Origin of the sequence: uncultured Campylobacter sp., from assembly GCF_938030815.1 — a bacterium.
Classification (GTDB): Bacteria; Campylobacterota; Campylobacteria; order Campylobacterales; family Campylobacteraceae; genus Campylobacter_B.
In genome coordinates this window covers 23176-36175 of sequence record NZ_CALHII010000204.1, presented here as the reverse complement: position 1 = coordinate 36175, position 13000 = coordinate 23176, and the positions used below count along the sequence as shown (strand labels likewise).

Sequence of the window (13000 nt, the reverse complement as noted above, 5' to 3'; positions counted from 1 at the left end):
GATCGAACACAAAGCATCCCTGATCGAATATACATTACTCGTATCATAAACACTCGCAATTGAGCTTGGATCAAAGCCCTTAAGCGCCTCGCTCTGCACGTTAAACTCACTTCTTAATCCACTTCCTCCAAGCTTAAGCTGCGCTGGTAAAGTAGTGGTATTTATATCGCGCAGATGCCAAATTTTGCCTGCGTATTCGCCAGAGCTTGCATGCGAGCGTGAAGCAACGGAGTTATCCCCTATATTAAAGATCGTTATATCATTTGCGTTTTTGCCGTTTAGAGCTTTGATATAGATATATTTACCCTCAAATTTCAAAAACATATCTCCTCCCGTAGGCGATAAATCGGTTAAATTCTTTTGAAATTTTAATGCGTATGCAAACGGGGTGGAATTTAAAGCTATAAAGCCTGCAGTAATCGCAAGTGCGATCAAAAATGGAGGGATTATCAGAGCGTTTTTGCTAACCCCAAGCGCATAAAAGCTCACCAGCTCGTTGCTTCTAATCATATTAAACATCATTAAAATCAGCGCGAAAATGAGGCTTAGCGGCAGCGTGTAGCTAAGCGCGACTGCAGCCGTTAGGGCGATATACAAAAGAGCGGTATTCGCGCTTGAAGGAAAATCTTTGAGATTGGTAAGCACATCGATGCCTACATAAAAGCACTCAAGGGCTATTAGCAGGATAAAAAAATACTTCAGATAGGAAAGAGCCGCATATTTTACGTATAACTTCACACCCTAGCCTTTTTAATCGTAAATTTTTGCGCGATCTGCTCTATATCCGAGCAAATGAGCTCCTCTACCGCGCGCGCGACGTAGGGTAAAATTTCGCCTAGCTTTTCGCGCTCGCTTTCGTTAAAATTTCCAAGCACGAAATTTGCCGCATCCTGCCCATGCTGTTTTTTACCCACGCCGATACGCACGCGCTCGTAATCCGCACCGATTAGCGCATCGATCGATTTGATGCCGTTGTGTCCGCCGCTACTGCCGCCTTTTTTAAATTTAACGGCGCCCAGATCCAAATCTATATCGTCGTGCACCACAATGATGCGCTCGGGCTTGTAAAAATCATTCACCGCCTTTACGGAGTTGCCGCTTAAGTTCATAAAAGTTTGGGGTTTTAAAAGAAGCAGCGAGCCCTTTTTAAAAAGCTCGCCTTGGAATTTAGACGCGCCAAGCTCGCTAAAGCCGCCCGTCTTTAAAATTTCGTCGATTAGCATAAAACCGACATTGTGTCTGGTGTCTGCGTATTTCTGAGCAGGATTCCCAAGTCCTGCAATCAGTATCATAGGCGCCCCTATTTAGCCGAAGTAACTCCGACTACCGCTACTGAGCCGTCTAGAATGATGCTGACGCCCTCTTTTACCGGAATGTCTCGGATCAAAAGTGAATCGCCTACGTCAAGATCGCTCACATCGAGCGTAAAATCGTTTGGTAGATCTTTGCCAGCGCATTTTACGGCGATACGGCGCTTGGATTGCACCAAAATACCTTTATTTTTTAGCCCTTTAGCGACGCCAGTTACCTTAACCGGCACTAAATATTTGCTTACGACGTCATCCTGAACTACTCGCAAATCTACGTGAGTTAGGGTATTTGTGACGGGGTGTTTTTGGTATTCTTGCACGATGACGCGATATGTATTACCACCTACGCTAACCTCGAAAGGAAGATCTTCTTTTGCGCGCATAGCCTTGATAAAGTCGTTTACTTTAAACGCTGCGTTAATATTTTCAAATCCTTTCGCATAAATATTAGCGATTAGATAACCATCTCGTTTTAGGGATTTTGAAGCCCTTTTACCGATACTATCTCTAACGATACCTTCTAACATTAGGTTTCCTTTGTGAAAAAATGAAGCGTGATAATAGCTAAATGTTGCTTTAAATCTATTTAAGCGCCACGATGAAATTTAGAAGTAAAATCGCACGGAATTTAGCCGATTAAAATTTACGCTAAATCCTGCAAGTCACGGCATATTTGTACACAATGGGACAGACGAATAGAATTCTGCCCGCGCGGCAGCAGACAGAATTCTTTAAAATTTTAAATTGTAAAAATTTAGAATTTTAAAATTTACGACTTAGCGGATCTCTTTTAGTTGTACGACTTCGCCTGCGAGCATCTCCTCGGCGCTCTCTCCGGATTCCGCCGCCAAATCCCTTTTTTTGGCAAGATCCACGTTTTTTATCTGCAAATCGAGATCGTTTCGCTTAGAGGCCTTATCCAGGGCCTCCTCGCGGGTGATGACGCCGTCTCTGTAAAGATCAAGTAGGTGCTGATCGAAGGTCTGCATGCCGTAGGTGTTGCGACCGTCGGCGATCGCGTCAGGAATTTCGTCGTCGCGCGCATCAAGTATCATATCCTTAATACGGGTGTTTTTGCGTAAAATTTCAACGACGGCTACGCGCTTGCCCTCGATAGTACGGGCAAGGCGCTGAGAGATGACCGCCTCTAAGACGGATGCTAGCGTCATTCGGATACGCTCCTGTTCCGCCTGCTCAAACATCGCAATGATTCGGTTTACCGTCTCTTTTGCGTCAATAGTGTGCACCGTCGAAAACACTAAGTGGCCCGTTTCTGCGGCATGAAGCGCAGTCTCGATCGTTTCCAAATCACGCATCTCGCCCACGAATATTACGTCTGGATCCTCTCGTAGCGCGGCGCGAAGCGAATCGGCGAAGTTATTGCAGTCCTCACCGATAGCGCGCTGATTGATGATGCATTTATCGTCTTTAAATACGAATTCCACGGGGTCTTCGATCGTAACGACGTGGCTGGTTCTTTGTCTATTTATGCGATTGATCATGCTTGCGATCGTTGTCGTCTTTCCACTTCCCGTAGGTCCCGTAAGTAGCACGACGCCGCGCATAGCCGTGTCGCAAATATCTTTGATCGAAGGCGGCAGACCTAGATCGTCGATCTCTGGAATTTTAACCGGGATCGTTCGGAAAACCGCGCTGATACCGTCGATCTGAAAGAAAATATTAACGCGAAAGCGATAATCTTCGTTTAGCTTGTAGGTAAAATCCACGCTCTTTTTCTCGATGAGCTCTGGAAAGCGCGTGATGAGAAGCTCCTTAGCCAGCGTCATCGCATCTTCTTTCAAAAATGGCGTTTTGCTAAATTTTACCAGCTCGCCGTGGATGCGCCCTCTGATAACCGCGCCCGATTTTATGTGAAGGTCGCTACCGCCGTTTTGGATTAGAAATTCCAAATATTTATTTAGCCTATCTCGCTGCTTAAAATCCAGCGTAGAAGCGTCAACTTGATACTGCGAATAATCTATAGAACCCGCCATCATTTCTCCTTTTTAAGTGTTTTTATTATCTCTTTAAATGCCTCTTCAAAAGCCGCCAGTCCGTCATCCAGCAGCTTTTTATACGCCTTTTTCATATCGATCTTAGCATCCGCTACGCGAGCGAAAAATTCCTCTATCTGCGCGTCGCTAGGCGGCATTTTGGGTTTTTGATCGCCGCTTATAAAGGCTTCTATCGTCTCAAGCGGCGCAGTATTTACGCAGCCCGGATACATCAGCTCGCTTACGTAGTAATCCCTCGGCAGATCGTCTCCTTTTACGCCCGTGCTCGCAAACAGCGGCTTTACGTAGTTTAAATTTTCTTTAGCGATGATATTGTAGCATTTTGAAGCGTTCATCGTGCCGATTTTGCCGGTAGGAAGGCCCGCCGTGGCCATTTTTTCATCCAGTAACCTATCGAAGCGGCTAACGAAGATGCTAATTACGGTTTTTGGTAAATTTGCCTTAGGGAAATAGCGGCGAAAGCCCGCAATCCCCTCTTTTATCGCCTCTATACATTTTACGGTCTGCTCCGGCGAAAAAACCAAGGTCGCGTTTACGCTGATCCCTTTTTTTAGCAGATCGCGCATCGCTTCGTAGCCTGCCTTCGTAGCAGGGATTTTTATCATAACGTTTGGCATGCCGATCGTGCTATATAGGTGCTTGCCCTCGCGGTACATCGCCTCGGCGTCGTCTGCAAAGCATGGATCAACCTCGATACTCACAAAGCCGTCATCGCCGTTAATGAAATTTTTAAGCAGGCTCTCCGCCGCACTTCTGATGTCCGCAGTGGCTAAAATTTCATACAGTTTTTTAGGCTCTTTTTTTCTAAATTCCTCTTTAGCCGAGTCGTATGCGGGAGAGCTTAGGATTGCGTTTTTAAAGATCGCGGGATTGGAAGTCGCGCCGTTAATTATCCCTTTTTTGATCAGCTCGTCGAAATCTTTATCGATAAAATCGCGCTCCAAAAAGTCGCACCAAAGGCTGAAATTTAGGGCTTTATCATACATATTTCATAATCTCCTTCAAATCCTTTTTTTCAATGCAGACGCTCGCGTGTTCTTTTAAAATTTCATTCGCGCAAAAGGCGATTTTAAGCCCCGCCTCGCGAAACATCGAAACGTCGTTCGCGCCGTCTCCCACGCACATGACCTCGCTAGTATCTAGCCCCATCAGCGATTTAAGCTGCGCAAGCAGCGTACCTTTTGAGTATCCAAACATCATCTCGCCACCGAAAAGCCCGGTTAAAATTCCGTTTTTTTCATGCAGATAGTTCGCAAAGCTCGCGTCAAAACCCAGTTTTTTCTGCGCGGCGTCCGTGGCTAGATGAAATCCGCCGCTAAAGACGATCACTTTTATGCCTTTATTTTTCAGATACGCGATGATCTCGCTAGCGCCGCAAACGAAAGGCAGGCTTTCTGCGATAGCTTTAGCATCGCTAAGCTTCATCCCCTTTATAAGCGCCACTCGCTCGCTAAGGCTCTCGAAAAAATCAAGCTCTCCCGCCATCGCCCGCTTCGTAATTTCGCTAACTTGTCGCTGCGTGCCCATTTTAGCGGCGAAAAAACCTATTGTTTCGCCGTCCATCAGCGTAGAATCAAAGTCGAAAACACAAAGCTTTATCATAAATATCCTCGCAAAAATTTAGGAATTATAGCTAATTTAAGTTTAAGTTTTTTGGAATTAGCATAAATTTTTCGCTTTTTGCGACCTCGTAAATTTTGCTCCTAACCCCGAACGAGCATAAATTTATATATTTTTTTTCGCCAAAATATAAAATTTCATCTTGATGATAATGCCCCTCGATGATCAAATTTGCCGCGTAAAAATCGATCTTTGGCGCAATTATGGCCTTGAAATCCGGCATTTTTCTGTAGAGGTTTTTCCCCTCCTGCGATTTTAAGATCATCTTTGAAATTTTAAATTTCAAAGCGCGATCGAGCAGATCCATAAATTTCAGAAAAGCTCTATTTCGCAGCGAAAGCAGCGCAAACTGCGTCAGGTGCGGCAAAAACAGATCGCCGTGCGCGATCTGTACCGCTTCGCCACTCTCGCTCATAAATTTAACGGGCTGCACGTCGTTTGGATAAACTTTTGCGCGGGGGAAAATTTCGCGCAGATTAAAATCGTGGTTGCCCTCGAAGTAAAAAATTTCGCATTTTTGCGACAGCTCGTTTATTAGTGCAATCTCCTCTTTGTAGAAGCGCTGCACGTAAGTCGTGTTTGCTAAAAAATCAAACATATCGCCCATCATAAAAATTTGAGGCGGCAAGCTTTGTGCAGAACGCAGCGCGCGCAAGAATTTCAAAAATTGCGACCTGCTCGCGCCCGCGTGCGCATCGCCGATAAAGACTGCGCCCGGTTTTATCGTCTGAATTTGATCATTTTGCATCTAGGCTCTCGCGCGTGACGGCTTTTGCAAAAAGCACATCGCTTAAATTCCATGTGCGATACGCGGCAGCGCCGTAGCTTCGGCGAATCCGCACATTAAATTTGCGTTTGCGACCGCCTGCGACGATGCTCCGCGCAAAAGATTATCGATCGCCGAGTTGATCCAAATTTTATCGCCCGCTGTTTTTACAAAAATATCGCAAAAGTGCGTCCCTGCGACGTTTTTTATACTCACGGGTTCGCTTCGGACGCGCACGAAAGGCTCATTTTCGTAAAATTCCCGCAGTACCGCCTCAGCATCCACGCTCTTTTGCAGTACGCCAAACGCGCTAACCAGCATTCCGCGCGTAATCGGCAGCAAATTCGGCACGAAAAGCGTGCTAAATTCGCCGCCTTTTAAAATTTGTAGCTGCTCTTTGATCTCGTCTGCATGGCGATGCGAGATCGGCGAGTAGGCGCCCGCGTTTTCGTTTACGCTTACGAAATGGCTGCTCGTTTTAAGAGCCTTGCCCGCGCCGCTTACTCCGCTTTTTGCGTCGATAAATACGCCGGTATCTGGATCGAGCAATCGCACGAACGGCGCGAGCGCCAAAATGGAGCAGGTGGGGTAGCAGCCTGGATTTGCAGTAAGTCGCGCCGTGCGGATCTTTTCTCGATTTAGCTCGGGTAGCCCGTAAACGGCGTGGGCTAAATTACGAGGATCTAAATGCGTGGTGTAATTTTTCTCGTAAAGCTCGCGACTTAGGCGGTAATCAGCCGATAGATCGACTACCTTGACGCTTTTAAATTTTAAAATTTCGCGAGCAAATTCCATCGCTTTTTCATGCGGCAACGCCAAAAAAATAAGATCGCATCTTTGCGCCGCAACGCGAGCATCCGCGGCTTCTACGCGCATCTGCAAAACCCCGCGAAGTTGCGGGAAAATTTCGCTTATCTCGCCCTGCGTCGAAGCACCCAAATATGAAATTTCAAAGCCCGGATGAGAAAGTAAAATTTTAATCAGTTCAAGCCCCGTATAGCCGCTAACGCCGATGATGCCTACTTTTTTCACGCTAATTCTCAAATTTAATCGGCTTGTATTCGACGCTTAGAATTTCTACGTCGCGGGTACCCGATGGAAGCTGAAGCACCACCTCATCGCCTTCGGCTTTGCCTAAAAGCTGGCGCGCAAGCGGCGTATTGATATTGATGAGATGCCTTGAAATATCGGCCTCGCTAAGGCCTACGATCGTGTAAACCTCCTCCCGCTCGGTCTCCACGTCCATAAAGGTAACGGTGGAGCCGAATTTTACGCGGTCGTGCTCGTAGGTCGAGGGGTCGATGATCTTTGAGCGAGAGACGATGTCGCTAAGCTCGGCGATGCGCGATAGCAGAAACGCCTGCTCTTCGCGCGCCGCGTGGTACTCGGCGTTTTCTTTCAGATCGCCGTGTCCGCGCGCGATGTCGATCTGCTGCACGATGTGAGGCAGCTTCACGCTCTGAAGCTCTTTGAGCTCGGAGGTGATCTTTTCATATCCGTAAAGCGTCATTGGTTCTGTCGTCATAATCTTCCTTTCTTTTTATCAAATTATATAAGCTTTAGCCTTAAAATTTTAGCTCGCAGGCTGCGTTAAAATTTTTGCCACGTTTTCGCTGGAGCCGAATTTCAGATAATCTCGCAGCTTTTCGCTCGCAAGTTTAAATTTAGCGGCGTCGCAGCGCTCATATGCGGCGAGTAGGTTTTGCGCGCTTACTTCGCCTTGCAAAAGCTCCTCGTGCAGCGGCTCCTCGCCCAAAAAATCAAAAATAATATTTGCAAGCCCCACATGCTTTAGCTTTACGAGCTTTCGCGCGAGCCAAACGTCAAACGCGCGAGCCTTGTAGCACAGCACGAACGGAGTGCCGATGAGCGCCGCCTCAAGCGTCGCCGTACCCGAGCAGATGAAGGCAAAATCGCAATCTTTAAGCGTGGCGGGAGTATCGTTTGCGATGCTAAAGCCGTCCAGAGGCCCGTAAATTTCATCTCTTTGATCCATCAGATGCGGCGGGATTATCAGAGCTCGCTCGCTATTTTCAAATTTAGGCGCAAGTGCTCTAAAAATCGGCATCAGCCTTGAAATTTCAGCTCTGCGAGAGCCCGGCATAAAGGCGATCTTGCCCCGTTTTTCGTAGCTTGTTTTTTGAAATTTTATCTCATCAAGCAGCGGATGCCCCACGAAAGAGTACTTTGCGGTTTTGGCGCTTTGCTTGCTTGGGCGCGCGACATCCTCTTTCGGCGCCGCGTCTTTATCTTTTGTTTCTTGTAGTGCAGAGTCTTTGCTCTCCGCTTCTTGCGGCACAGCGCTTTTATCTACCTCGTAGTCCGTGCCGAAAAATTTCGCCTCAAAAGGCCAAATGGAGAGCAGATTATCGCAAAATTTTTTCAGCTTCTCCGCTCTGTGCGGCTTCCACGCCCAAACCTGCGGCAGGATATAATATAAAATTTCCGCGCGCGCGCCGCTTTCTTTGATCGCGCGAGCAAGCGGCAAATTAAACGCGGGCGAGTCGATCAAAAGCACGCGGTCGCACTCCGCCGCAAGCCGCGTCATCTGCGCCATCGCGCGCTTGGCTTTTAAAATTAACGGCAGAATTTCAACAAAGCCCATCGCCGAAAACTCGCTGCTTTTGTATATCGGCGAGCCCAGCTTTTCATCGAAAATTCCGCAAATCTCGCAAGCGAGATCGAGCTTTTTAAGATGCGCTAGAACCTCTTTAAAATGCAGATTCGCCGAGGGTTCTAGGCAAGAGATTAGGTATTTCAAATTTAGCCTTTTAAATTTTTGTTAATTATAGCAAAATGTGCTAAAATTAAGCCGACAAAGGATTTAAGATGATAAATTTTAAAATTTTAGCGTTATGCGGCGCGTTCGCGATGTTGCTGGGCGGTTGCGGTGCGGCTAAATACCAAAAGCATCAAGTCACCGAGGATCCCGCAGTAACGGCGCGTTTTGAGGCGCTTAGTAAGCTAGGCTCGCCCGCACTCGTCGCTAAAGCCGCAGCTAGCGAGATCGCAGCAGACATAGGCGGCGCCAAGCCCCACGTTAAGGTCGCGCAGTTTGCCTTCCTCGAAGAAATTAGCGCACAAGGAAGCGATCTGATCTATGCCTACTCGCTAAGCCCTGGCTGGGCGAGCCTGAAAAGCTCCGATCGGCAAAAATATCTCAAATTGCTAACCAAGGATATTACCGAAAATGACTGCAACGCACCTAGTACGCGAGCTTTATTGCGAAGCGGAGTGCGTGAAGTGCACCGATTTTTCTACGATTATCCAAGCTCGCACCTACTTGATTCGCAGGTGAGCGAGGAGATATGCCGCAAAGCAGGGTTATAGATAAGTCTAGCATAATTTTATGCCGCAGATTTGCATAGGTGCGAAAATTTAAAAGGCGAAATTTTGTGGCGAGTTGCGGAGTGTGGTCGCAAAATTTAATTTAAGAAATTTCGAAAGTGAAATTTAGGCGATGAAATTGCGTGTCAGGCTATAAAAAGCTATAAAAATTTGTAGCGAAAAAAGATAAAATTTCGTAGCAAAAAGGCGGAATTTTTCTATGAATTTTGCGATTTAAGTTTGCATGGAATTTTATTGAAAAATTTGGCGCGACGGAATTTTATGCCACGCAAGCTAAATAGCAATTTTTGCATAGCAAAGAATTAAGCGCTAAAATTTTACAGACAGAATTCCGCTCTGATAGGTCTGTCATGAAATTTTAGCTAAAGAGAGAATATGAAAGAAATTTTAATCACCAACGACGACGGATTCGAAGCGCGCGGACTTTTGGAACTCGCAAGCGCGCTAAGAGGGGTCGCAAACGTCACTATCGTAGCGCCGAGCTCGGAGAAATCGGCCTGCTCGCACTCGCTTACTCTTACCCGTCCGCTTAGATTTATCAAGCTCGACGACGGATTTTTCAAACTCGATGACGCTACGCCCGCAGACTGCGTGTATTTGGCACTCCGCGCGCTGTATAACCGCAAGCCCGATCTTGTGATAAGCGGCATAAATCACGGCGCCAACGTCGCGGAGGACGTAACCTATTCGGGCACTTGCGGAGGCGCGATGGAGGGGGTTTTGCAAGGCATTCCCGCACTTGCGGTGAGCCAGTTTTACGTCGCGGATTCGCTGCAGCGATACGGATTTGATCTCGCGTGCGAGCTCACGGTTGATCTAGTGAGAAAAATTTTCAAAAACGGCTTTCCGCTGCCGCCGAAGCAGTTTTTAAATTTAAATGTCCCTGCCGTCTCAAAGCAGGATTTTAAGGGGCTTTCGGTTGCGCCCTGCGGCGAGAAGCTCTACGATACCGACGCGCAGCTAAATCGCAATCCGCGCGGAATGGAGTATTATTGGCTCGGCAAATCCACGTTCGACTTTGATGCGAGTAGGAACGAAAACAGCGACATTTCGGCACTTTTTGAGGGGCGAGCGACGTTAAGTCCGATCAAGCTAAATTTAACCGCGCACGAGCAGATGAGCGCGCTAGAAAGGTGGATGAAAAACGATGAGTGAAGTTGTAGTAGACCGCTTTTCGCGCTCGCGCCTACTTTTCGGCGAGGATTTTGCAAGGCTTCAAAGCGCTAAAATTTTAATCTGCGGCTGCGGTGGTGTGGGCGGAGCGGCGATAGAGGCGCTGTACCGCAGCGGCGCGGCAAATCTAAGCGTGATCGATTGCGATCGCTTCGAGATCACTAATCAAAACCGCCAGCTTGGAAGCGAGCACGTAGGCGAGCTAAAATGCGAGGTTTTTGCGCGCAAATTTAAAGGCATAACGCCGATCGTCGCTAGGATCGATGAGGAATTTTTGTCTAAATTTAATCTAGCACAATTTGATTTCGTAATCGATGCGATCGACGACGTGCCCGCTAAAATCGCTCTTGCGCTGCGCTGTAGCGAGGCGGGCGTAGGATTTGTAAGCTCGATGGGCGGCGCAAAGAGGCTCGATCCCGCTAAAATCGAAATCCGCTCAATCTGGCAGACGCAAGGCGATCCGCTCGCGCGCAAGATCAGATATGAGCTGCGAAAACGCGGCTTTGCGGGCGATTTTGACGTCGTCTGCTCTAGCGAGCCGCCACGCGTCAAATCGATGGGTAGCTTCATGGGCGTGACCGCGAGCTTCGGGCTTTTCATCGCAAGCTACGTCGTGCGCAGGCTGATAGGCGAGCAGGCTTAACGCTTAAATTTCATAGCGCTTCGGCGCATGGCTCCGCCTAGTCGTGCTTGGCGGTTAAATTTTATATATTTTGAGCTTTTGATCTGAGCGCGCTTTGCATGTGGTACGGCGCGGCCGGTGCTTTGCGGCGCGCGATGCGGTTAAAATTCAAAAGCGGCGAAAGCGGAATTTTCCAGACGACGAAGATAAAATTTGCTCGGCGCGAAGGTGAAATTTCATTGCTGCGAAGGATAAAATTTTATCCGCAAAGATCGGCGCAGGCTTGCGTGCGAGATGAAATTTAAGGACCACGCGAGCTACGCACGTAGGTCAATCTATACGGCGCGGGTTATTTTAGCGGGCGCCAGATAGCGGCCTAGGATTAAAATTTAAATACGTGGATCGCAAGCTTGCTCGTGAGCGAAATTTTGATTGAATTAAGTTCGCGCAGCTATCCTATGCGGCGTGTTTCATAGTGATGAGGCTTGAAATTTTATCGCGACTTTACGCTTTCCGATGCAAAAAGAGGCGTGCTCAGGCAAGCAAAACCAAATTAGCGCGCATCGGTCGCCGCGTAGCGCCTAAATAAGCGTAAAGTGTAAGCAAGGCTCAAGCAAACGCAGCGGCAAGCTTACTTCTAAATTCCATTTTTTACCGCTCGCAAAAAGCGGAATTTAGAAATTTAATTTAAAGGAGCAGCGATGAATGAAATTTTTACACGCACGAGCGTGCGGAATTTTACCGAAAAAATGCCGAGCGACGATCAGATCGAGCTCGTGCTAAAAGCCGCGATGCAAGCCCCTAGCGCGGGCAACCAACGCTCATGGGAGTTTTACGTAGTGCGCGATCGCACCGCGCTTACGCTACTTAGCAGCGTCGGCACCTACGGCGGCTGCACGAAAGACGCGCCGCTTGCGATCGTGGTCTGCACGCGCAAAAGTGGCTTAAAATTCCAGCCCTACGCTCGCTACGACTGCGCTTGTGCAGCAGAAAATCTCTGGCTGGCGGCGCACCATTTGGGGCTTGGCACCACGTGGCTAGGTGTAGCGCCCGATATTTACGCGATGGAGCGTGTAAGAGAAATTTTGGATCTGCCTGGGCATTTGGAGGCGTTTTGCATTATGCCTTTGGGCTTTCCGTCTCGCGTCACAAAGGCGCACTCGCGCTTTGAGCCCGCTAAAATTCACTTCGTAGGCTAGATATGTTTATTTCGCAGAGTAAAATCGACGATCTAATCGCTAGCGACGGCGCGTTTTTGGACCTTACGACCGAGCTTTTGCAAGACTTCGTGGATTTAAACGCGCCCGCGCGGCTTTCGATCGTAACGAGGCAGGATCTGATCTTTAGCGGTGGAGGAATCGCGCGGGAAGTAGCGGCGCGCTTTGGTTGCGAGACGCAGCGGCTAGCGCGCGAGGGAAGCGCATTTTGCGCAGGAGATGAAATTTTTAGCGCGCAAGGAAGCTTCGAGAGCCTCCATAAGGCTTGGAAGATCGTTCAGATCGTGTTTGAGTACTCCTGCAAAATTTCAACTTACGCGCACGAGATGGTTGCGCTGATGCGAGAGGCGAATCCGCGCTGCGTGCTGGGTGCGACGCGCAAGAGTTTTCCTTTTGCGAAGGAGCTTTGCGTAAATGCGCTGATCGTGGGTGGCGGAACGATGCACCGCCTGGGGCTGCACGATAGTATCCTATTTTTTTCAAATCACATTCGCGCGTTTGCGAGCTTTAGCGAGTTTTGCGCGCAGGTCGCTAAATTTAAAGAGCGCGCACCCGAGCGAAAGATCATGATCGAAGTAGCGAGCGAGCGCGAATTTAGCGAGCTCTTAGGCTACGCACCCGATGCGATAATGTGCGATAAGATGAGCCCTGGCGAGCTTAGAGCTTGTGTTTTGAGGCGAGATGAGACGGCGCCGCAGATTAAAATTTGCGCTGCGGGTGGCATAAATAAAAATAACTGCGCAGAGTTTGCGGCTACCGGCGCGGACGTGCTCGTAAGCTCGGCGGTTTGGAATCAGGGCGTGTGCGATTTGAGCGGAAAGATAGAATTTATCTAAATATTAAATTTTAATTATAATGCGGGCTGTGCGCCTTAGATCCGCAAAAAAGCGGGATTTATTAATAAATAAGAGTATATTTTGTAGAATTCT

At 48.1% G+C, this 13000-nt stretch carries 16 protein-coding genes; 6 read left to right on the top strand and 10 right to left on the bottom strand.

The window, feature by feature from the left end; translation table 11 throughout:
• The 10 genes from Q0277_RS07910 to Q0277_RS07865 all read right to left on the bottom strand — a co-directional run.
• Positions 1-738: LptF/LptG family permease (locus Q0277_RS07910; protein ID WP_297997066.1), on the bottom strand; the 738-nt coding region annotated here is incomplete at its 3' end.
• Positions 735-1292, bottom strand: a complete 558-nt coding sequence (pth, locus tag Q0277_RS07905; RefSeq protein WP_297997065.1) for an aminoacyl-tRNA hydrolase — start codon at positions 1290-1292, stop codon at positions 735-737. The genes pth and Q0277_RS07910, both read right to left, overlap by 4 nt.
• A gap of 8 nt (positions 1293-1300) precedes the next feature.
• Positions 1301-1837: a 50S ribosomal protein L25/general stress protein Ctc gene (locus Q0277_RS07900; RefSeq protein ID WP_297997063.1), complete on the bottom strand. Its 537-nt coding sequence runs from the start codon at positions 1835-1837 to the stop codon at positions 1301-1303.
• 249 nt (positions 1838-2086) lie between these two features.
• On the bottom strand, positions 2087-3304 hold the full coding sequence (locus tag Q0277_RS07895; RefSeq protein ID WP_005869553.1) for a PilT/PilU family type 4a pilus ATPase: 1218 nt from the start codon (positions 3302-3304) through the stop codon (positions 2087-2089).
• Complete coding sequence (locus Q0277_RS07890; RefSeq protein ID WP_297997061.1) at positions 3304-4311, bottom strand: transaldolase; 1008 nt, start codon at positions 4309-4311, stop codon at positions 3304-3306. The genes Q0277_RS07895 and Q0277_RS07890 overlap by 1 nt, the downstream gene beginning before the upstream one ends.
• Positions 4304-4927, bottom strand: a complete 624-nt coding sequence (gene serB, locus Q0277_RS07885) for a phosphoserine phosphatase SerB (RefSeq protein ID WP_297997059.1) — start codon at positions 4925-4927, stop codon at positions 4304-4306. Before serB ends, Q0277_RS07890 begins: the two co-directional genes overlap by 8 nt.
• Positions 4928-4958: 31 nt before the next feature.
• Positions 4959-5693 (bottom strand): UDP-2,3-diacylglucosamine diphosphatase, encoded by a 735-nt coding sequence (locus Q0277_RS07880; RefSeq protein WP_297997057.1) that lies wholly within the window; start codon positions 5691-5693, stop codon positions 4959-4961.
• Positions 5694-5735: 42 nt separating this feature from the next.
• Positions 5736-6743 (bottom strand): N-acetyl-gamma-glutamyl-phosphate reductase, encoded by a 1008-nt coding sequence (gene argC / locus Q0277_RS07875; protein WP_297997055.1) that lies wholly within the window; start codon positions 6741-6743, stop codon positions 5736-5738.
• Between the two features lies 1 nt (position 6744).
• Complete coding sequence (greA, locus tag Q0277_RS07870) at positions 6745-7236, bottom strand: transcription elongation factor GreA (RefSeq protein ID WP_297997053.1); 492 nt, start codon at positions 7234-7236, stop codon at positions 6745-6747.
• 48 nt (positions 7237-7284) lie between these two features.
• Positions 7285-8472, bottom strand: coding sequence for a DUF354 domain-containing protein (locus Q0277_RS07865; RefSeq protein WP_297997052.1), 1188 nt, complete (start codon positions 8470-8472; stop codon positions 7285-7287).
• Between the two features lie 68 nt (positions 8473-8540).
• Between Q0277_RS07865 and Q0277_RS07860 the strand changes: the two genes are divergently transcribed.
• From Q0277_RS07860 to modD, 6 genes are all read left to right on the top strand, one after another.
• Positions 8541-9041 (top strand): hypothetical protein, encoded by a 501-nt coding sequence (locus tag Q0277_RS07860; RefSeq protein ID WP_297997050.1) that lies wholly within the window; start codon positions 8541-8543, stop codon positions 9039-9041.
• Between the two features lie 393 nt (positions 9042-9434).
• The gene (surE, locus tag Q0277_RS07855; protein ID WP_297997047.1) at positions 9435-10214 is read left to right on the top strand and encodes a 5'/3'-nucleotidase SurE; all 780 of its coding nucleotides are present in this window, start codon (positions 9435-9437) and stop codon (positions 10212-10214) included.
• On the top strand, positions 10207-10875 hold the full coding sequence (locus Q0277_RS07850; protein WP_297997045.1) for a tRNA threonylcarbamoyladenosine dehydratase: 669 nt from the start codon (positions 10207-10209) through the stop codon (positions 10873-10875). The genes surE and Q0277_RS07850 overlap by 8 nt, the downstream gene beginning before the upstream one ends.
• Before the next feature lie 134 nt (positions 10876-11009).
• On the top strand, positions 11010-11159 hold the full coding sequence (locus Q0277_RS07845) for a hypothetical protein (protein ID WP_297997043.1): 150 nt from the start codon (positions 11010-11012) through the stop codon (positions 11157-11159).
• A 396-nt stretch (positions 11160-11555) separates the two neighbouring features.
• The gene (locus Q0277_RS07840) at positions 11556-12053 is read left to right on the top strand and encodes a nitroreductase family protein (RefSeq protein WP_005869576.1); all 498 of its coding nucleotides are present in this window, start codon (positions 11556-11558) and stop codon (positions 12051-12053) included.
• Positions 12054-12055: 2 nt separating this feature from the next.
• On the top strand, positions 12056-12907 hold the full coding sequence (gene modD / locus Q0277_RS07835; RefSeq protein WP_297997042.1) for a ModD protein: 852 nt from the start codon (positions 12056-12058) through the stop codon (positions 12905-12907).
• The last annotated feature ends 93 nt before the right edge of the window (positions 12908-13000 follow it).